10 protein-coding genes are annotated in these 22,655 nt (G+C 47.6%); 9 read left to right on the top strand and 1 reads right to left on the bottom strand.

The features are described from left to right. Positions 1-123 precede the first annotated feature (123 nt). Positions 124-573 (top strand): GatB/YqeY domain-containing protein, encoded by a 450-nt coding sequence (locus tag B5F25_RS07235; RefSeq protein WP_022038902.1) that lies wholly within the window; start codon positions 124-126, stop codon positions 571-573. A gap of 73 nt (positions 574-646) precedes the next feature. Here B5F25_RS07235 and B5F25_RS07230 read toward each other — a convergent pair whose 3' ends face one another. Further along, entirely contained in the window at positions 647-4,612 is a 3,966-nt protein-coding gene (locus B5F25_RS07230) for a hybrid sensor histidine kinase/response regulator transcription factor (RefSeq protein ID WP_087248612.1), read from the bottom strand. 517 nt (positions 4,613-5,129) lie between these two features. On the opposite strand from B5F25_RS07230, the gene B5F25_RS07225 reads away from it, so the two are divergent. The 8 genes from B5F25_RS07225 to B5F25_RS07190 all read left to right on the top strand — a co-directional run bounded on the left by B5F25_RS07225 (position 5,130) and on the right by B5F25_RS07190 (position 22,651). After that, positions 5,130-8,270: a TonB-dependent receptor gene (locus B5F25_RS07225; RefSeq protein ID WP_087248610.1), complete on the top strand. Its 3,141-nt coding sequence runs from the start codon at positions 5,130-5,132 to the stop codon at positions 8,268-8,270. Positions 8,271-8,291: 21 nt separating this feature from the next. Then, positions 8,292-10,166 (top strand): RagB/SusD family nutrient uptake outer membrane protein, encoded by a 1,875-nt coding sequence (locus tag B5F25_RS07220; protein WP_087248608.1) that lies wholly within the window; start codon positions 8,292-8,294, stop codon positions 10,164-10,166. A gap of 180 nt (positions 10,167-10,346) precedes the next feature. Then, positions 10,347-13,196, top strand: coding sequence for a SusC/RagA family TonB-linked outer membrane protein (locus B5F25_RS07215; RefSeq protein WP_087248606.1), 2,850 nt, complete (start codon positions 10,347-10,349; stop codon positions 13,194-13,196). Positions 13,197-13,265: 69 nt separating this feature from the next. Next, on the top strand, positions 13,266-15,020 hold the full coding sequence (locus B5F25_RS07210) for a RagB/SusD family nutrient uptake outer membrane protein (protein WP_087248604.1): 1,755 nt from the start codon (positions 13,266-13,268) through the stop codon (positions 15,018-15,020). Between the two features lie 31 nt (positions 15,021-15,051). Continuing rightward, a complete protein-coding gene (locus B5F25_RS07205; RefSeq protein WP_206423537.1) occupies positions 15,052-16,095 on the top strand; it encodes a DUF5627 domain-containing protein in 1,044 nt (347 codons plus the stop codon). 32 nt (positions 16,096-16,127) lie between these two features. Then, the gene (locus tag B5F25_RS07200) at positions 16,128-18,341 is read left to right on the top strand and encodes an endo-1,4-beta-xylanase (protein ID WP_087248599.1); all 2,214 of its coding nucleotides are present in this window, start codon (positions 16,128-16,130) and stop codon (positions 18,339-18,341) included. A 593-nt stretch (positions 18,342-18,934) separates the two neighbouring features. Then, positions 18,935-20,545, top strand: a complete 1,611-nt coding sequence (locus B5F25_RS07195) for a glycosyl hydrolase (RefSeq protein ID WP_087248597.1) — start codon at positions 18,935-18,937, stop codon at positions 20,543-20,545. A gap of 30 nt (positions 20,546-20,575) precedes the next feature. Then, positions 20,576-22,651, top strand: a complete 2,076-nt coding sequence (locus B5F25_RS07190; RefSeq protein WP_087248596.1) for a hypothetical protein — start codon at positions 20,576-20,578, stop codon at positions 22,649-22,651. Positions 22,652-22,655: the final 4 nt, after the last annotated feature.

Here is a 22,655-nt window from a genome sequence, read left to right as displayed (position 1 = left end):
CTAGGTTTTGGGTACCAGGTATCAGGTACTGGCTGACATAGGTTCTAAAATGTATCTAATACCTAGTACCTGACACCTAGTTCCTAGTACCTAAAAAACAACCAATTAAAAACATCATACACTATGGATTTATTCGAACAAATCAGCAATGATATCAAAGAAGCCATGAAGGCAAAAGACAAGGTGAGACTGGAAACCTTGCGCAACGTAAAGAAAGTATTCCTCGAAGCAAAAACCGCTCCGGGAGCCAACGACACACTAAGCGATGAAACGGCACTGAAACTGATGCAGAAGTTGGTAAAACAGGGCAAAGATTCGGCTGCAAGTTATACAGAAGCTGGCCGTCCCGAACTGGCTGAAGAAGAGATGGCACAAGTACGTGTTATCGAAGCCTATCTCCCCAAACAGCTTTCGGCAGAAGAACTGGAAGCCAGACTGAAAGACATCATTGCCCGTACAGGTGCCACCAGCGGTAAGGATATGGGCAAAGTAATGGGAGTAGCCACCAAAGAGCTTGCCGGACTTGCTGAAGGCCGTGCCATATCGGCAAAAGTAAAAGAACTTTTAAACTAACTCCTTAAACGGGCTCTGAGAGGGTGTATCAAAATAGAAATCGGCTTTCATTTTGATACACCCTCAACTATTTTTATTCCTCATTTGCCTCCTTATATTCAGTAGGAGAGATTCCATACATTTTCTTAAATGCACTCGAAAAATGAGTCTGGCTGCTGAAGCCCACCGTATAAGCCACCTGGGTTACCGTAATGTCTTTCTTCTTCAACAACTCCGCTGCCTGAATCAAACGGATATTACGGATGAAATCACTGGGAGTCAACCCCGTCATTCCCTTAATACGGCGATGCAAATGTGTACGGCTCATTCCCACTTCCTGCGTCAGCATCTCCACACTGAGCATCGGATTATTCAAGTTTTTATTGATTACCTTCATAATGCGTTCCATCAACACTTCATCGTTACTCTGCAAGACGATTGGCATTCTTTTCCCCTCCTGGGTCGAACTGCCCGAATATTTACCTTTCAAACGGATACGGTTGGCTATCAGATTACCAATGAGGGTATATAATTCTTCCACACTGAAAGGTTTGCCCAAATAAGCATCCGCTCCTTGTTCCAATCCTTCTATCCGATTGGCAAATTCGGTTTTCGATGTAAGCAGAATCACGGGAATATGATTGGTATTGACATTCTTTTTCAGTTCCTTCAGCATCTGGATACCATCCATTGCGGGCATCATCACATCCGATATGACAATATCAGGTTGCTTGGTAATAGCCTTCTTCAGTCCATCCATACCATTGATGGCTGTATCCACACGATAATATACCGACAGACTGTCAACCAAAAACTTACGCAAATCATCATCATCGTCTATTACAAGCACATGGTAATTGGTCCGGCTTTTTTCTCCCTTTTCTGTTTCTACATGCCAATCATATTCAGGCTTCACCTCTTCCCTCACCGCATAAGGAACAGTTTCTTCCGAACTTGCCAACTCTTCTTTCCGCAAATGCTTGCATCCCAAAGGCAGGCGAACCACAAAACGGCTTCCTTTCACCTCTTTCCGATTCTCGGCAAAAATCACCCCATGATGTAACTTTACCAACGACTGGCACAGGTTCAAGCCAATACCGAAGCCTAACGGTGTGGTAGCCTGATTGGCACCTCCCTGATAAAAACGTTCGAATATCTTCTTCAGTTCCTTTTCACTCAGTCCTTTGCCCGTATCCGATATGGAAATCTCCATATAATCCTGCAACGCACCCGATTCATGCACATCGTGACCCACTTTCACACACACCTCCACCGTACCGCCACTGGGAGTGTACTTCAGTGCATTTGTCAACAGATTCACCAACACTTTATCGAAATTATTCGGGTCTATCCATACTTTCGGCAAGCGTTCGGCAAATTCTGCCTCCAGCCGGATGTCTTTCTGTTTCGCCTGTTCCGAAAACACGTCCAGCAATTCATTGATAAAAGCCTGCATATCGGTTTCCACACAACGGATAATCATTTGCCCCTTGTCTATGCGCCGTATGTCAAGCAACTGGTTCAGCAGGTTCAAGATACGGTTGGTATTATATTTGATTGTCTGAAGTGACTTGTTCGTATCAGCATCGTTGTCTTTTTTCAAAAGCTTTTCCAGCGGAGAAGTCATAAGGGTAAGCGGAGAACGTATTTCATGCGCTATATTAATGAAAAACTGAAGTTTCATTTCCCCGATTTCTTCACGGCGCTTCCGTCTTGCCGCAATATACAACAAGTAACCGACCCCTATTATAAATAAGGTATAGACCAGTTTGGCGACAGTACTCCAATACCAAGGTGGAGCAATACACACCTGTACCGACTTGACCGGTGAAAACATACCGTCCTCACAAGCCCGTATTTCCAAGGTATAGGTACCGGGAGACAAATAGGTATACTGAATTCTTCCTTCCCCCGGACGGGTCTGGTTCCACATCGGTTCAAGTTCTTCCATACGATATTCATAAATAACGTTCCGTTCGTCACGGAAATTCATTGTCGACACATGAAATGCAAAATTATTATCTGCGGCAGAAAGATGAAAACGATCAGCCTCAACAATGCTCCGGTCTACCACCGGATTTCCTCCCGAACAAGTCTGCAAGGTTACTTTCTGGTTACGGATAAACATCTCCGTAATACAAGGAGCCTTGTCCTGTCTGACTGGACGAATGTCATTCGGATTGAAACAAGTAATCCCTTTTTCACCCCCGAAATAGATAGTCCCACTCTTACATTGCGCACGACATCCGCTCAAATACACCTTATCTTCCAGTCCATTACCTGTATAATAGCTCGTTACTTTCCGAGTACCGGAAGCGATATGGGCAATGCCTTGAGCGGTACTGCACCATATTCCACCGTTTTCGTCCTCCACCACTGCCTGGACAATATTGTCAGGCAAGCCCTGCTTCACCGTAAACATTTCATATTTGCCCGATTCCGGATCGTAACACAACAGTCCCTTTTGCATTCCCAGCCAGATTTTATGATCTTTCGCCTCCGTAACACAATAAGTACTTACTCTTACCCATTCTCTGAAAGGCAATCTCAAAAAAGTCTGCTGACGCGTATCATAACAACTTACGCCACCGTGGTGACCTGCCCATATTCTTCCTCCCGAATCGCAGCAAAGAGAGGTAATCCAAAAGTTCACCAGCTCTTCACGACGCGTTAGTGGCGTCTGGTAACCATACATGCGAAATTCTCCCGTCGACAAGCGGTAGTGCAACACTCCCAGTCCCATCACAGAAGCATACAGGTTCTTCTGTCCGTCTTCTATGATGCTACTGATAACATAATCACCCTCAACAGGATACCGCAATTGCAGCCGCATCGTACTCCGGTCCAACGTATAAAGGCCCTGACCGTTCACGCCTACCCAAAACGTACCAGAACTGTCTTCAAACATCGCTCCAGCAGTATGTGCCACAGGTATATAATCTTGTGTGTTCCCCTCGCTGTCAAGCCGGTAAATACCATCATTTTCTATCGAGCACCATAGAGTTCCTTCCTTGTCACAAAACAAAGCTGCAATCTTTCCCGACACGTTTTCAAACCGCACCGGTTTATCCATAAACAGAAAAGGCATGGGAGTATTCGGCAACATCAACAATCCCTGATACTGGCACCCTATCCACAGGTTCTGCAGCTTGTCTTCGAATAAAAAAGACACACGGACACGATTGGCGTCAACGAACGGATTGTATAAGGAACTGTCTGTTATCTCCTCGCTCCCATTCACAATCTGCATCAAGCCATCTCCGCCTGTTCCTATCACAATCGTACCGTCAGCAGTCAGCAACACACGGTTAAAGGTAAAGTCGGTTTTCGTTCCGCGGTAAGGCAAGGGACGAAACCGGTCGCCTGCAGCATCCCATTTATAAACAGTATATTTAGTTACAACATACAAGCACCCGTGCCTGTCTTCCAGCATACCTTTCACACTGATAGGCGGCAAAGCATATAACTTTTCCTTTTTAGTTTCCCCATCCACACATATCACACCTTCCCTATCCGTTCCCAGCCACAAACGCTGCCGGCTGTCTTCGAACAAATTATACAGGTAACGCGGATGATACCCCTCATTCAGGGTCACGACCTTATATCCCACCATAGCATCCGCATCCAACCGGAACAGCCCCATTCCCGAGACCACAAACAGAATTTCTCCGTTTTTCCGCTCAATGATACTTGTGATGTAACCTCCGATACTCGCATCATGCAAACGCACTGTCTGAAAACAATCCTTTTCAGGTACATAACGCTGCAAGCCGTCGTTCGTTCCCACCCACAACCGTTGCTCACGGTCAATCAACAAAGCCATGACATTATTACTCGCCAACGAAGTAGAATCGGCATCATTGTGATAATAGGCAACAAACTGCGTACCGTCAAACCGGCGCAAACCTTTATCTGTACCGAACCACAAAAAATTGTGACGGTCTTGACAACAAGCCTTGATTTCCTGGCAGTCTATTTGTTTCTTATCCAGGAAATTCGTATTCTGCGCAAGAAGAACCTGAGCCAGCACTAAGAACAAGAATGTCAGTATGCTTTTCATTTACTTTGTTTTTTATTACAAAGATATTTGTTTTTTCACACAAAAGCCCGATTTCTGTCAAAATTCACAGAACCATTTAAGTTTTTTACAGGTAACATCCCGGCGATGTTACATGGATGAACGATTATGTTACATCAGTGTACGCGTAGGAACAAGCAAGAATCAATGAAACCTATACATTAATCCCCGTCTGAAACGCAATCCGTAACTTTGCGTAAAATGTTGTAGTAATATGCAGGAAAAATACCACGCATTCAACGTGCTTATTTTCCCTTTACGGCAACGATGGTATTTCAACTTCATTAAACTAAAACCAATGTACCATGAACCAAGATTATTACAGCGACGGATAAAGCCGTCGGAGGAACATTGTTCCACAACCGCTTTGAGGCAATGGCAGGAAATGAAAAACAACTGCTTTCAAACACACGGCAGGCGTGTTTGCCCGGCATTTCCGCAAAGCATGAATGTGTATGAGCGTATTTTTAGTGTGTAACTTTAAACTAACAAAAAACAAATGGAAAACAAAAGAAACATTCGAAAGATTCCTTTCCTGTTCTTGCTGATGTTAGTCAGCTGGCTTCCGGCGTGGGCACAACAGGGTGTTCCGGTGGAAGGTGTGATATTGGACGGGAATGGTGAGACAGTCATCGGTGCGTCGATTGTGGTGAAAGGAGAAAAAAACCTAGGCACCATCTCCGACCTTGACGGACGGTTCCAACTGACAGTTCCCAACGAAAAGTCAGTACTTGTGATTTCATACATCGGTATGAAGACGCAAGAAGTAAAAGTAAAGCCTCACGGCACCATGACCATCACCCTCGAAGACGACTCGAAAGTGTTGGAAGAGGTAGTGGTGGTAGGTTATGGCCAGCAGAAAAAGGCAAGTGTGGTAGGTTCTATCACCCAAACCACCGGCAAAGTACTCGAACGTACCGGTGTGACCAGCCTCGGTGCTGCCCTGACCGGTAACCTGCCGGGCGTCATCACCTCCGCCTCTACGGGTATGCCGGGCGAAGAAGACCCCGAAATCATCATCCGCACAAAGAGTTCGTGGAACAACAGCGCACCGCTCGTGCTGGTAGATGGTGTAGAACGTGAAATGAATTCGGTCGACATTTCGTCCGTAGCCAGCATCTCCGTACTGAAGGATGCCTCTGCTACGGCAGTCTATGGTGTGAAGGGCGCCAATGGTGTCATCCTGATTACCACCAAACGCGGACAGGAAGGAAAAGCAAACGTACAGGTCAAGGCGAACATGACCGCTAAAGTTGTATCTAAACTGCCGGAAAAGTACGATGCTTATGATACTTTCTACCTGATGAACAATTCCATCGAGCGCGAGGCAGCCATCAACCCTAATGGTTGGGCAAATTATACCAATCCCGCCATTATACATAAATACCGCTACCCCGCCAATGCTGAGGAATGGGACCGTTATCCCAACGTAGACTGGGAAGACTACCTCTTCAAGAAAGCAGCATTCGCTTACAATACCAGCGTGAACGTATCAGGTGGTACTGATGTGGTGAAATACTTTGCCGCAGCCGACTTTACCAACGAAGGTGACTTGTTCAAGAACTTCGAGAACGGCCGTGGCTATAACTCCGGATTCGGCTATAATCGTATTAACGTGCGCAGCAACTTGGACTTTACCCTGACCAAGACCACCAAGTTCTCAACCAACCTCTTTGGTTCGAATGCCCAGCGTAAGATTCCTTGGGAGATGGCAGACAATGATGCCAGTTATTGGGCTTCTGCCTATAAGTCGGCTCCCGATGCCATGCGTCCGGTTTACTCCAACGGCATGTGGGGATGGTATGCTTTACGTGACGCCGATGTGCCCAACTCGGCCCGTATATTGGCAACCAGCGGTAGCGAAAAGCGCACTACCACAAAAATCAATACCGACTTTATCTTAGACCAAGACTTGAAATTTGTTACCCCTGGTCTGAAATTCAAAGCTATGTTCTCCATGGACTATACATTCGTAGAAAACAAACGGGGTATCAGTGATATGTATAACGATGCGCAGCAGATGTGGGTAGACCCTGATACCGGTGAAATAAGCTATAAGTTTGACCCTGATTCAGGAACAGGTCTGGACAAGGTGGAAAATCCGATTTACTGGACTACGCAAGCTGGTAGCGCGGATATCAACTCAACTTATCGCAAATTGTATTACCAGCTTCAGCTGGACTATGCCCGTACTTTTGGCAAGCACGAGGTGACAGCATTGGCTTTGTTCAGCCGATTGAAAGAAGCACAAGGAAGCGTATTCTCCATTTTCCGCGAAGACTGGGTGTTCCGTTTGACTTATAACTACAACTTGCGTTATTTCTTCGAAGCCAACGGTGCTTACAACGGTTCCGAAAAATTCGGTCCCGGCTATCGGTTTGATTTCTTCCCTTCGCTGTCTGTAGGTTGGATGCTGAGCGAAGAGAAATTTATGAAGAAACTGAAAGTATTCGATATGCTGAAAATCCGTGCCTCATGGGGACGCGTGGGTGATGACTCTTACGTACAGCCTTGGCAACGCTTTAGCATGAGTAACCGCTTCTTATACCGTGACCAAATTACTAACTCGGGCAATGTCATGATGGGTAGTGTCAGCCCAAGTGCTTCTCCTTATACTTTCTGGCAGATTTCGAGATTAGGCAATCCGGATATCTCGTGGGAAACCGTAGAAAAACGCAATATCGGTTTGGATTATGCCTTCTTCGGCGGCTTGATTGCCGGTTCGGTGGATGTGTTCAATGATACCCGTACCGATATTCTGATTAATGGCAACGACCGTTCTATACCCTCTTACTTCGGTACCACACCGCCTCCTGCCAATTTGGGTAAAGTAAACAGCCACGGTTATGAACTGGAGTTGCGCCTGAACAAAACTTTCCCCAACGGCATGCGCGCTTACATGAACGCCAACATGACCCATGCAGTCAACGAAGTGAAGTTCCGTGACGACCCAGCCTTGAAACCTGCTTATCAGCGGGCTGAAGGTCATGCGCTCGACCAAGTCTATTCGTATATTGACCAAGGCAACCTCGCTACGTGGGACGATGTCATCGGCAGTACCGCGTGGACTACAGACAATGACAACAAACTGCCGGGCGACTACAACATCGTAGACTTCAATGGCGATGGTGTCATTGATACCAACGATAGTGCGCCTTACCAATATTCTTCCATCCCGCAAAACACCTACAGCCTATCTGCCGGTTGGGAATGGAAAGGATTCAGCGTCTATGCTCAGTTCTACGGAGTTAATAACGTAACCCGTGAAATCAACTTCCCGACCTTCCGTTCTACCGCCCACGTGGCATACGTAGAAGGAGACTACTGGACACCGGGAGGCACTGCAACCCTTCCTACTCCGCGTTGGGGGACAACTGTTAATACAGCCGCTAATGGAACCCGTTATTGGTACGACGGTTCGTACATCCGCTTGAAGAATGTGGAAATTTCATATACCTTCAAAGGAAACTGGCTGAAGAAAGCCGGCATCGACTCTGCCCGCCTGTACCTGAACGGCGATAACCTGTATATGTGGACCGACATGCCCGATGACCGTGAGTCGAATACCGGATACAGTTCGAGTGACGGGGCTTACCCCACTGTACGCCGTTTCAACCTTGGCATCGAGATTAACCTATAATTATAATAAGGAGTAACAACTATGAATAAATATATCAGTAAATTCGTTCTGATGTCTGCATTTGCCGTAGCCGGTACAGTGGGTACGACCTCGTGTACCGATTATCTGGACAAAGCACCTGAAACAGAATATGAAGCTACCGACCCCTACAAGAACTTTACGAACTTCCAAGGCTTCGTAGAAGAATTGTATAACTGCATCCCTGTGGTATCGAATAGCGAATACCATACCTGTTTTAATTACGGAGAAGATGAATACTGGGAACCGCAAGAAACCCGCTTGCAATCATTGAACGTGGACAACGGTGACTTTTGGGGATGGACGAGTGCCTATTACGGATATCCGCGTAGTGGTGGGTCTGCTGGTACAACAACCCGTCGCGACAAAGGCGACTTATGGACCAATGCATGGTATGGTATCCGGAAATGCAACGAAGGTATCGCCAATTTGGGCGTATTGACCGGTGCTACACAGGAAGAACGTGATTTGATAGAAGGACAACTTTATTTCTTCCGTGCCTGGTTTCATTTCATGATTATGGAATGGTGGGGTGGCATGCCTTACATTGATACCGTATTGCCACCTGATGTAAACCCAACTCTACCGCGCTTAACTTGGCAGGAATGTGCCGAAAAATGTGTGGCAGACTTTGAACATGCCGAAGAACTGTTGCCCATTGACTGGGATGATACGACGGTGGGTAAAGTAACGTTAGGCAGAAACAACATGCGCATCAATAAAATCATGTGCCTTGCCTACAAAGGTAAAACCCTGCTGTGGGCAGGCAGTCCACTGATGAACTGGGCTTCAGGTGGCAGCCGTGAATACAACCAAGAATTGTGCCAACGCGGTGCAGAAGCTTTGGGAGAAGCCTTGGCTTTGACCGAATCGACAGGCCGTTACCAATTAGCATCTATAGATGAATACAACGACATTTTCTTGGTACATAATTCAGGAGGTAAGTTAAATGGCGTAAACGAAGCGATTTTCCAGGAAAATCTTCAGGATTATGATGCACGTTGGCGATGGAATATGATCAATGATTTCCGGCCGCAAAGTATCGAGACCTCTGGTATCAAGGTATTTCCTACAGCCAATTATGTCAATTACTTCGGTATGCAGAACGGTTATCCGCTTCCTGAGGATATTACCCAGGCTGATGCAGAATCAGGTTATGACCCAACCCATCCTTGGAAAGGCAGAGACCCACGTTTCTACAAGGTGATTATGTTCGATGGCGTGCAATACCGCAGCAGCGGAGGTGCCGGAGGTTCGGTAGAATTATTCACTGGAGGAAGGGAAAGTGAAGAAGTTAACCCAAACAAAGGTTGCTTTACCGGCTATATGAACATGAAACTTTGTCCGCAACTGATGAATACCACCGACGGTTACAAGGAAAACAACATTATGGTATTGAATTTAATGCGTTTGGCGGATGTCTATATGATGTATGCCGAAGCTGCTGCCGTAGGTTATGGTAGCCCACAAGGCAAGGCAAGCACCTATTCTTTGACAGCAGAACAAGCATTGAATGTTATCCGCGACCGTGCCGGAGTGGAACATGTATTGCCGCAGTTCCTGACCAGCACCGAAACTTTCTTGAGCGAAGTACGCCGCGAACGTGCCGTAGAACTGGCATTCGAAGGCTTCCGTTTCATGGACCTGCGCCGCTGGATGTTACTGACCCAACGTCCGTATACATTGAAGACCAAGATTGAATTCGACCGTGCAGACCCCGACAACTACAACTACGACGCACCGGAAGAAAATGCCATCCGTAACTTGCGCGAGGTAACCTTGTTGGAACGCAACTACACCGACCGCCATTACTGGTATCCACTCCTTCGTGATGACACGCAAATGTATGAAGGATTTAACCAGAATCCGGGATGGTAATGATTTAAGTTCTTGAGTTTTTAAGTTCTTAAGTTCTTGAGTTCTTAAGTTTTTAGGTTCTTAAGTTTTTAAGTTCTTAGATTTTTAGATTCTTAAGTTTTTAAGGCTTTAAGTTTTTGAATCCCAGCGATATCAACAAACTTAAAAACGAACAAACGAATAAACTAAAACACACAAACAATGAAAAGAAAGTATCTATATATAGGCTATGCGGTTTCGGCTCTCGCCCTCTTCCCGGCTACGGGTTTGCAGGCACAGGAAGAAACTGCCGACAGCCTGGTAAACGTGGCTTTCGGAACAATGAAGCGGGAAGACGTGACACAAGCCGTCGCTACCCTGAACACATCCGAACTGCTGAAGAAAGTAAACAGCTCGAACAGCCTGATAGGCTTGGACAGTTACATCGGGGGCTATACCGGCAACATTTGGGGACAGGAAGCCTTGGTGCTGGTAGACGGTGTACCCCGCGACGCCAGCAACATCCGCGCTTCGGAAGTGGAAAGCATCTCCATCATGAAGGATGCCGCCGCCGTAGTACTTTACGGTAGCCGTGCTTCGAAAGGGGTGATTCTGATTACCACCAAACGAGGCAAAGAAGGACCGATGCAGATTGACGTGCGTGCCAATACCAACGTATTTGTACCCAAGTCGCTGCCCAAGTATCTGGATGCCGACTGCTACATGACCCTGTACAACGAAGCCTGCCGCAACGATGGTATCGCCGAACGTTACGATGCTTCAACCATCTACCACACCGCCATGGGAACCAACCCCTACCGGTATCCGGACATCGACTTTTACAGTTCAGACTATATCCGGAAGGCGTACAACAACGTGGACGTAACCGGTGAAATCTCGGGTGGTAACGAACGTACGCACTATTACCTGAACTTCGGCATGGACTACAACAACGATCTGGTGAAATACGGCGAAGCCAAGAACAACTACGATTTGCGTTTTAACGTACGTGGTAACGTAGACATGCAATTGGCATCGTGGTTGAAAGCCACCACCAACGCAGCTGTGGTCTACACCAATCAATACCGGGGTAGAGGTACTAACGAAAACAGTTTCTGGACTACGGCAGGAACCCTGCGCCCCAACTGGTTCTCACCCCTATTGCCCATCGACATGATGGACCCCAACTCGGAAAGCATCCAAAGCTACATTGCAAACAGCGACCACCTGATAGACGGCAAATACCTCTTGGGCGGTACCTCCACCGACCAGACCAACCCGTTCGCTAACTTGTTGGCAGCCGGCTACGTGAAGGAAAAGGCACGTATGTTTATGTTCGATGTGGCTTTGCAGGCAGACTTAAGTTCCATCCTGAAAGGCTTGTCGTTCAAGACCGCTTACAGTGTGGACTATACCTCATATTATTCAGAAGCCTTTAATGCCACTTATGCGGTATACGAACCGACCTGGGCACAAGTGAACGGCAAGGACATGATTGTTGCCCTGACGCAGCACAACATCGATAAAAAAGACCCTAACGAATACGTAGGCAAATCCATGTACGACCAGACCATGCAGTTCAGTGCACAGTTCGATTACAACAACACCTTTGCCAAGTACCACAACGTGTCGGCTACCTTGTTGGGTTGGGGTTACCAGACCCAAAGTTCTGCCGATGAAAGTCATGAAAGTAGCGATTACCACCGCACCAGTAACGTCAACTTAGGCTTGCGTGCCGCCTACAACTACGACCACAAGTACTACGTAGACTTCAGCGGTGCCGTTATCCACTCGGCAAAACTGCCGGAAGGGAACCGCAATGCTTTCTCACCTTCGGTTACTTTAGGCTGGCGATTGAGCAAGGAAAACTTCCTTGCCGACAACGTAGACTGGATTGATGACCTGATGATTACCGCTTCGTATGCCAAACTCCACCAAGATTTGGATATTGAAAGCTATTATATGTATCAAGGTTCATTCACCAAAGACGGCGAAAGAGGAGGACACTATGTACAATGGCACGATGGTACTGCAGGCGGTTGGGTTCCGACTTCCATTCTTGGAAACAATCCTGATTTAGATTTCATTACCCGCGAAGAATTCCGCGTAGGTTTAGATGCCACCTTGTTTGATAAGTTATTACATATCAATGCTAATTATTTCCGCAATGATACTAAAGGCTTGCTAACGCAAGGAGCTTCTACCCTTTATCCTTCGTGGTACAACGTAGGTACTAACAATTCATTCTTGCCCTGGATTAACTACAATGAAGACCGCCGCAGTGGGTTTGACTTCTCATTGCAAGCCAACAAGAAATTCGGTGACTTCGAAGTAGGATTGGGTTTCAGCGGCATGGTATTTACATCTACTGCCATGGTGCGTGACGAAGTGTACGAAGAAGATTACCAATACCGTGCAGGCAGACCGCTGGATGTGTACTACGGTTACATCTGCGAAGGTTTCTTCAACGACCAGGCGGATATTGACAACCACGCTACCCAAACTTTCGGTGGTACGGTACGTCCGGGTGACTTGAAATACAAGGACATCAACGGCGATAACGTCATCGACAGCAAAGACCAGGTAGAATTGGGCAAAAACGGTTGGGCTGCCGCTCCTTTCTCTTTCGGTCTGAACCTAACCTTGAAGTACAAGAACTGGTCGCTCTTCGCCATGGGTGCGGGACAGACCGGCTCGGTGGATATGAAGAGCAGTGCTTACTACTGGAACCGTGGTACCAGCAAGTTCTCCGAAGTGGTATGGGGACGCTGGACGGAAGAAACCAAAGATGTTGCCACTTATCCGCGCCTGACCACGGGAGACGGTACAAACAACTATCAGAACTCAACCTTCTGGATGTACAAACGCAACTACTTCAACCTGAACCAGGTTCAGCTGACTTACGACTTTGCCAAAGAGCCGTTCAAGAAGTTGCCCTTTGTGAAAGGGTTGAGCGTATATTGTGGAGGTACCAGCCTGCTGACCATTTCGAAAGAACGCGAACATCTGGAACTGAGTACGGGTGTTCCTAACTGCCGTGCTTATTACGTAGGCTTCAAAGCTTCGTTTTAATGAATAATTAATAATGAGAATATTGCATGAATTATTAATTATCAACTATTAATTATTAACAGAGAAGACATGAAAAAGAAACTCATATTATTCATAGCAACTGCACTGACCCTGTCTGCTTGCGATGACCTGTTTGAACCGGCCATTGAGAATCACCAAAATCCGGAGCAGATGTATGAAGACCAGGAATATATGCGTGGAATCTTGCATACGGTATATAGTCAAGTTCCAGATTGTTACGACAATAGTGAATATGCTACCGATGATGCGGTAACCAACCAGCCGACCAATCAATTCCTGCAAATGGCAACGGGTGCCTGGACCAATACCTCATACAATCCCTTGAGCCAATGGACCAATGCTTACAATGCCATTCAGTACATTCATTTGTATTTGCTTCACGCACCTAACGTAACTTGGTCGACGAATGAAGAACAAAATGCCCTCTTCGCCCGTCGCCTGGAAGGTGAAGCTTACGGATTGCGCGGTATGTTCTACTACTACCTGATGCGTGCCCATGCCGGTTTTGGAACAAGTGGTGAACTGTTAGGTGTGCCCCTGTTCCTGACTTACCAAGTATCCGATGCCGATTTCAACCAACCACGTGCTTCTTTTCAGGTATGTGTAGAGCAAATCAATAGCGATTTGCAGCGGGCAGAAGAATTGTTACCGTTGGAATATGAAGACGTATCAGCTATCCCAGCACAATTCCAAGACATTGCAACTGATGTAAGTAATTATAATAATGTAATGGGAAGCAAAGCACGTGGACTATTTAATGGATTGGTTGCCCGTGCTTTCCGTGCCCGTATGTTAATTCTAGCTGCAAGCCCCTTGTATCAAGACGCAGCCAATAACACAACATGGGAGGATGCGGCAAATGCTGCAGCAGAAGTGATTGATTACAAAGGTGGCATAAGTGGACTGGCTTCGGACGGTATCGAATATTATTCACCTACGATTACCAACGCCATCGGCGATGGAGTTAATCCTGCTGAAATACTTTGGAGAACCAATAAAGATGGAGGAAGCAATACACAAGAAACTCAGAATTTTCCACCAAGCTTATATGGAACAGGATATATGAACCCATCACAGAATTTAGTGGATGCCTTTCCAATGGCAAACGGCTATCCGGTAGACGATGCCCGCAGCGGTTACGACGCCAACAATCCGTATGCCAACCGTGACCCTCGTTTAGACAAGTATATCATCTACAACGGAAGCAGCATCAGTGAGAAAAGTGTTACCATCAATATCACCGATGGCAATACGGACGGTATCAATGTAACAGAAAACCGTTCTACCCGCACCGGTTACTATATGAAGAAGCGCATGCGTTGGGACGTAAATCTTGACCCAGCTGCTTCTACCAACCAGCCACATTACACGCCACGTATCCGATACACGGAAATGTATTTGGATTACGCTGAAGCGGCTAATGAAGCTTGGGGACCGAAAGGTACAGGCAGTCACGGATATTCTGCTTACGATGTAATCAAAGCTATCCGCCAGCGTGCAGGGGTAGGCGGTACAGATGACCCTTACTTGGAAGCTTGTGCAGGCAGTCAGGAGCAGATGCGTGAACTGATTCGTAACGAACGCCGTTTGGAACTTTGTTTCGAAGGTTCCCGCTTTTGGGACGTGCGCCGTTGGAAATTGGATTTGAATGAACCTGTTTACGGTTTACAGCAAAATGGCAACACTTACCAACACTTTTTAGTGGAAGAACGTTCATATCAGGACTATATGTATTTTAGCCCCATCCCGAACTCAGAAATATTGAAATATAGCAACCTGGAACAGAACAGAGGATGGGAGTAAACATTAATGATAAAAAAGAAAGATGACCGACATGAAAAAGAAGAATCTATTATACGTAGGAATGGCTTCGCTGCTTGTTGGAGGTATCGCAACCTCTTGCGAAAGCGGAACGAATGAATTCGAAAACTTTGATTACAGCACCGTGTACTTCGCCAACCAGTTTGCCGAGCGTACACTGGTGTTGGGCGAAGACGAATTTACAGATAACGCTATAGACAACGAGCATAAAGTGTCTATCAAGGCAGCATGGGGAGGAGGATACAACAATCCGACAAACGTGACCATCGACTTCGAAGTAGACGAGTCATTGTGTGACAACCTCTACTTCATAGAGGAAAATCGTCCGGTAGTTCCTATGCCGGCTGAGTATTATACGTTGGCATCCAATCAGATTCATATCCCAGAAGGTCAAATAGGCGGAGGAGTGGAAGTTCAATTGACCGATGCATTCTTTGCCGACGAACATGCTATTGAAAACTATTACGCCATCCCCTTACGGATGTTGCATGTAGAAGGGGCAGACTCTATCCTGCAAGGTACAGCAGGAGTAGAGAATCCGGTACTGACCAATTCTAACCATTGGACAACGCAACCCAAGAATTACGTTATCTATGCCATCAAATATGTCAACGAATGGCACGGTGAATACTTACGTCGAGGCATTGATCAAATGACGGCAAATGGTGCAACAACTTCGAATATACGTCATGAACAATATATCGAAGACGATGAAGTGGTGTATTTAACTACCAATAGCCTGAGCCGTTCCACCCTGGCATTGACCACTCAAGACACGAATGGAAATAACGTCAGCTACAACATTGCTCTTGCTTTTGGCGAAGACGGCAATTGCACCCTGTCTAGTATAACCGATGGCATTACAGTAAGCGGAACCGGCAAATTCATAAAAGACGGTGAAAAGAATAGCTTGGGAGGTAAAGACCGGGATGCCCTCTACTTGGACTATCAAGTGGACTTTCATAATTTGGGCATGCAATATGCCACGAAAGATACATTGGTGCTCCGTACCCGCGGTGTACAAGGCGGAAAGGCTTTTAATGCCGAAGTACGATAAAACTACAGGTTTAACATTTAAACAAAAAGAACATGAAATACATCAATCATAAGTTAATCGGTCTCGCTGTAGCGACGGCTCTGTTTACCGCTTGCGTAGACGAGTACGAATGCAACCTGCAGGTAGAAAAACCCGAAGAGGTGGCAGGCAGCGAGTACCTGGCTACTTTCGATGTGCTGAAGTCATACATCAGCCGGGATGCCAATTCGCCTTTCAAACTGACGGCGAACCTGAATCCAAGCGATTTCACCGCACACGAAGTGGCTTACAGCACCATTATCAACAATTTCGACGGAATAGACGTGGGCAGCACAACCTATATGCCTGCTACCTCTGTCAATGACCAAGGCGCATACGACTTCGGCGGCATGTCGACACTGGCGGATGCACTTGCAGGAACAGACGTAACGGCATACGGCGGAACGCTTGCCTCCTACCAAGGACAACGTGCTTCCTACTATGCCGAACAGTTCGAGCCGACCATCATCCCTTACGAACCGGAGAAGGGACGCACCGTGCTCTTCAACTTCGAAGCGGACGAAATAGGTACAGCTTATCCCATGAGCGGAAACAGTAGTGCTGAAGTAACTACCGACCCGGATGACCCGAACAAGAAGGTGTTGTGCGTAGGCAGGGCGGACGAATTTGCAAGTTATTCATTTGCCAAACTGAATGTAAAACTGCCCGAAGGACGCAAGCTGGGCGACTATGTAAGCCTGGAATTTGACATGCGAGTGGTAGACAGCCACGGCATTTACGGTGCCGGCATGAAAGTCTACATCAATGGACAAGAGTTCAACGTGGGTATGAATGCGGCGACAATAGGTTGCAATCCAAACCAATGGAACCGCGGTGCCGTCATCAAGATGAAAGACGCTACTGCTCCAGGATTCGTATTGCCCGCCAGCTTAGCTGAACTGACCGAATTCGAACTGCAGGTAGGTACTGCTTCAGGTGAAGCCTACTACTACCTGGACAATATCTACATGAACTACGAAGTGGCAGGTACAGGCACCACCGTCATCGACTTTGAAGGCGACGAACTGGGCAAGACCTACCCGATGACCGGCAACAGCTCGTCGGTTGTAGAAAACGACCCGGCAGGCGAAAGCGGCAAGGTGCTCCATGTAGGCACGGAAAGCGACCCTTCCAGCCACTCCTACCCCACCTTCACACTCCAGCTGCAACCGGGCAGAACCCTAGGCGACTATACAGCCATCGCACTGGATATGTACATTATCAACAGCCAAGGCATCTGGGGTGACGGTGTAAGAGTCATCATCAACGGTGTGGAAATGAACTCGGGCAAAGGTCCGGGCAATTTCGGATGTCCCGACAACGCCTGGGGACGCGGCACCGTTTATATCCCCTTCGGTACTGAGAACGGGAACGGTTCGGTCATGATACCGGAAGAGTTGAAAGGACTGACTGAAATCACACTGGCAATCGGTGCCGGTTCGGGTGCTTGGCATGGTTACATCGACAACATCACCCTATACTGGAAGATGGACGACACCATCATCGAAAAGACACCCGAAGAAAAAGCAGACATCCTGACAGCCGATATGAACGCATGGATTGGTGGCATGATGGATGCCGGAGGCGAAGCCGTAACGATGTGGAACATCATCGGCGAACCGCTCAGCCAGACACAAGATGCCAATACATTCAACTTCGGTGAATACTTGGGCGGCGATGTGGAATTCGCCCGCACGGCTGTAGCCATGGCACGCGACACGGCAGCAGTTCCGGTACAACTCTTCGTAAGCCAGACCTTCGAACAAACGGATGACATGGCATCGAAGGCAGACCAGTTGACAACGTTGGTGAACTCGTATGAAGAAGACGGCGAAACCGTCATCGACGGCTACAACATCCTGTTGCACACGGTTTACTCGAAAGACGCAACTATTCAGGCAAGCAATGAAAGCAAGATTACCGCCCTCTTCACCCGACTGAAAGAAGCAGACAAGCCGGTACGCATTTCAGACCTGAGTGTCTGCGTAGAGAATACCGATGGTACACTGATTCAGGCAGGCCAGGTTTCTACCGACGACCGGATAAATGCCGGCAAGTATTTGTCGTTCATCATGCAGGAATACCGCCGCATCATTGATGCAGCCAACCAGTATGGTATCTCGCTCTCGGGTATGAACGAATCGTCATCGGCAAACAAACTCTGCCCATGGACTTCCGGCTGGAACCGCAACTTGTTCTATGAAGGTGTTGTGAACGGACTGAAGTAAAAAAACAGCCCCTCCAAACCTCCCCCCTAAGGGGAGGCTTGGAATACCATCCTAAAGGATTTGTAATCCGGTTTTGAATACAATCTGCATTCGAAGCGGATGACAAATCCTTTATTGAATATTCGCAAACATCCCATGTAGGGGCGTATCGCATACGCCCGAATGCGTCCACTTATCCACGCGAATGTATTCGGGGCGTATGCGATACGCCCCTACAGCATGCGGACATTCATTAATCCTTTCTATGCACATCGTCTCTACCAGGCGACACATACAAATTAATATGATGTGCGCAATTAGCCAATGTAGGGGCGGGGTTAACCCGCCCGTATGCGTCCACGTGGATGTTTTCGGGCAGGCAAACCCTGCCCCTACAAGTTTATTGGCAAATACTGCATCCGCGTGAAGATTATTAATCTTACGCCGTGAAGATTATTAATCTTACAGCATGAAGATTATTAATCTTACAAGAAACGCAGTTAGCAGACTGTTGAAACGTAGAGAAGTAAAAGCACAAGATTGATTAACCGGACACAGAAGAACAATCAATAGTCAACATGCATAAAATCGAAAAACGTAAATAAAAAAACACCATGAAACAACTGAAATCTTTTCTATTCCTGTTTCTGGCAAGCACACTTTTCTGGGCTTGCTCGGACGATGACACCGTGAACAAAAGCTTGTGGGGCGACTCGTATGCCCGTTTCGTACGCAACGCCATGACAGTAACCTCAACCGAGGGCACTGCCGAAGCCATCATCGACTGGCAACAATCAACCTGGGAAATCACTTTGGGAAAAGGCAATATCGTGACCAATGTAACCCCCACATCGGGCGGTGACAACAACGGTGAGCACCAATTTACCAAAGTAACCCTGACCTGTAATGCCAACACTTCGATGGACACCCGTACACAGGTTATCCGCCTGACCGACCGCAACGGGACAACCACCGAGCTGACCATCACCCAAGAAGGTGCGGGCGGTATTGCACTGACCGTAGACCCGGCGGTCAAATACCAGCCGGTAGCAGGTTTCGGCGGCATGTATGCAGTCAGCATCTGGGGCACTCCCACTATTACAGCCGATGAAATGAACAAGATGTATAGTCCGGACGGACTGGGATACTCCATCCTGCGCCTGATGATTTATGCCGATGAAACCCGTTGGGCAGATGACGTGGATGGTGCTAAAATCGCACAAAGCCACGGTGCCACCGTATTTGCCTGTCCGTGGAACATTCCGGCGAAATGGGCAGACAAAGTGGACGATAAAGATCATCTGAAGCCGGAACATTACACGGCATACGCCGACCATCTTATCAAGTATATCAATTTCATGAAACAAAACGGCGTGGACATCTATGCCGTCTCGGTACAGAACGAACCCGATATGGACTTTACTGCCTGGACACCGCAAGAAGTGGTGAACTTCCTGAAGCAGGAAGGCGCACGCATCCGCGAAACCGGTGTGAAGCTGATGTCGCCCGAAGCCTGCGGCTACCAGCCCGAATATACCGACGCCGTGCTGAACGACGCCGAAGCCTTCGCGCAAACCGACATCGTGGCCGGACACCTCTACCAAGGATTCATCGACTTAAGCAGCGATTACGTGAAAGACCGCCACGACTATGTATGCGGACTTTATCCGCGTCTGGGAGGCAAAACCTGGTGGATGACCGAACATCTTTTCAACGACGGAGAGAAAGAAGAAGACCCGTCGATGTGGCAATTCCTTAACTGGGACTACAACTTCTCGCATCTGGCAAAAGAAATCCATATGTGCATGGACGGCTATTGCAGTGCCTACTTATACTGGTACCTGAAACGTTTCTATGGCATGATAGGTGACAACGACCCGCGCAGTCCGGTAGCCGAGGGTGAAATCGCCAAGAACGGATACATCCTGGCTCACTACGCACAGTATGCAACGAACACAACCCGTATCGCCGTGACTTCGGGAAGCGAGAACATCGATGCCACCGCATACATCAACGAGACAGGCAACGAAATAACTCTTGTCCTCCTGAACCAATCGGACCGCACACTGAGCATACAAATCCCGATGGACGGTATCAGTCAAGCTACTGCGGTAGAAACCAGCGAGACAAAAAATATGGAAACCATTGATGTCAACGTAACAGGAGAATTCGTATCTTTGTCCATATCCGGAGAAAGCATTGTCTCGGTACGGATAAAACTTTAACATTGAAAAGAACAAATATTTTGAATCATCATGAATGTACGTAAATCTTATCCCATGAAAGCTGCCTTGGCATTTGCTTTCGGACTGACTCTTGCCACTTCTTGCGGGAGCCAGCAACAACCAAGCCTAGACCCACGACTGATGGGTACGGGTAATCCTTACCTGCCCTTATGGGAACACTTGCCCGACGGAGAACCCCGTGTATTTGAAGATCCGGACAACCCGGGAAAACTTCGTGCTTACATCATTGGCTCGCATGACCTGCGACTGGACAGTTATTGCGGTGCAGACATCCGCATGTGGTCGGCACCTGTGGAAGACTTGACCGACTGGCGTGATGAAGGCCCGATATTCACTTACGAAACGGAAGGCCAATGGGACGTGATGTATGCACCCGACCTTGTAGAAATCAAACAAAAAGACGGTAAGAAAGTTTACTATCTCTATCCGCACAGCCGAGGTGCCAACCGCGAGGCAATGGTATGCAAAGGTGACCGGCCTGACGGTCCGTTTACTCCTGTCAACCTGAATGAAGACGGCACACGCACAGTACCGGGCAGCATTTTGGGCTTTGACCCGTCTATTTTCATCGAAAACATTACCGACCCGAAAGACCCGGATTATGAAATAGGTTTCCGTGCTTACGGCTTCTGGGGCTTCCAGCGTTCACTGGCTGCCCAATTGGACCAGCATACCATGTATTCTGTACGGCCAGGTACCGAAATCATCCCTTATTTCATCCCTGCCAGCTTAAGATATGGCGAGATACGCGACCCGAAGGGAACAAAATATCCGGCACTCTACAAAGAACAGAAACCGGAAGATTTCAACTTCTTCGAAGCATCATCTATCCGACAAGTAGGTAACAAGTATGTGATGATTTTCTCGGGCTATTCCGGTCCCGACTACGGATTGGGAAGCACTAACTCGACCCTGCGTTATGCCTTCGGCGATACTCCGTTAGGTCCTTGGCGCAGCGGAGGTGTATTGGTAGACTCGCGTGGTGTGGTACTTAACGAAGATGGCAGCAAGCTGCAGACCACCAATGCCGCACACAACACGCACGGCAGTCTGCAGGAAATCAACGGACAATGGTATGTATTCTATCACCGTCCTCCTCGCGGATTCGGGTTTGCACGCCAGGCGATGGTGGCACCTGTCACCATCCAATGGGATGAAAAACCCGTGGCAGAAGGAGGCAAAGTAACCATTCATGGCTACGACCCGTATGCCCCCGACAGTATCTGGCAGGCGCAGGCAAGTAACGGAGATACCTATACCGGTGCCGAAGTTACCTCGGAAGGCTTCCAGATATTCGGAATGGACCCCTACAAATATTATTCTGCCGGCTACGCATGCTACTTGTCGAATGTAGGCAGCCAACAGGATGCATGGGACATCTGGAGCAACGATATGCCTATCAACGTAAACGGTGGTGACATCATCGGTTACAAATATTTCGGCTTCGGCGGACTGTACCAAGCTCAAAAAGGCCTGAAGCCTTTTGCCGGTTCCAAAGAGTATGACAAGACTTATTTCAACCTTTTCCTGACCGCTACAACCTCATCAGCCTTCAAAGTAAGCGTATGGCTGGACGGTCCATGGGACAATGACGTGTGGAAAGGCAAGAAAATAGGTGAAATCACCGTTCCGGCAGGTTCGAGCCAAAGCGAAGTGACCAAATTCACACTGGACGTGACTGATGCCGTAAAAACACTCGACAAGAAACATGCCATCTACCTGGTAGCGGAAAGCGATGCTGAAGGACAGGTATGTGTATTGCAGGGACTGGGATTCAGTGCCGATGAAAAGACTTTGGTTTATCCTGCTGCACCGGCTGTCAGCATCCAGGTCAATGGCAAGGAAGTAGAGTTGCCTACCGTTCCCGTCCGTTCTACCAATGCCAACGGTTATACGGGATACGACCAATACGAAGCGACTTATACGCTTCCGGAAGCAACAGAAAGCGTACCTCAAATCACGGCAGCTTCGAACAATCCGGATGTAAAGATTGAAATCACCCAACCGGAAACCAAAGACGGCAAGGCCATCGTGAAGTTCGACTACAGAGGTGTTGTGAAAACATATACTGTGATAATGAATTAATGTC

This window comes from Bacteroides sp. An19, from assembly GCF_002160215.1.
Taxonomy (GTDB): Bacteria; Bacteroidota; Bacteroidia; order Bacteroidales; family Bacteroidaceae; genus Phocaeicola; species Phocaeicola intestinalis.
This window is presented reverse-complemented; position numbering and strand designations above follow the sequence as displayed.

Excerpts from the sequence above, each read along its gene's own strand:
- B5F25_RS07235 (WP_022038902.1), top strand. The coding sequence starts at position 124 with ATGGATTTATTCGAACAAATCAGCAATGATATCAAAGAAGCCATGAAG.
- B5F25_RS07230 (WP_087248612.1), bottom strand. The coding sequence starts at position 4,612 with ATGAAAAGCATACTGACATTCTTGTTCTTAGTGCTGGCTCAGGTTCTT.
- B5F25_RS07225 (WP_087248610.1), top strand. The coding sequence starts at position 5,130 with ATGGAAAACAAAAGAAACATTCGAAAGATTCCTTTCCTGTTCTTGCTG.
- B5F25_RS07220 (WP_087248608.1), top strand. The coding sequence starts at position 8,292 with ATGAATAAATATATCAGTAAATTCGTTCTGATGTCTGCATTTGCCGTA.
- B5F25_RS07215 (WP_087248606.1), top strand. The coding sequence starts at position 10,347 with ATGAAAAGAAAGTATCTATATATAGGCTATGCGGTTTCGGCTCTCGCC.
- B5F25_RS07210 (WP_087248604.1), top strand. The coding sequence starts at position 13,266 with ATGAAAAAGAAACTCATATTATTCATAGCAACTGCACTGACCCTGTCT.
- B5F25_RS07205 (WP_206423537.1), top strand. The coding sequence starts at position 15,052 with ATGAAAAAGAAGAATCTATTATACGTAGGAATGGCTTCGCTGCTTGTT.
- B5F25_RS07200 (WP_087248599.1), top strand. The coding sequence starts at position 16,128 with ATGAAATACATCAATCATAAGTTAATCGGTCTCGCTGTAGCGACGGCT.
- B5F25_RS07195 (WP_087248597.1), top strand. The coding sequence starts at position 18,935 with ATGAAACAACTGAAATCTTTTCTATTCCTGTTTCTGGCAAGCACACTT.
- B5F25_RS07190 (WP_087248596.1), top strand. The coding sequence starts at position 20,576 with ATGAATGTACGTAAATCTTATCCCATGAAAGCTGCCTTGGCATTTGCT.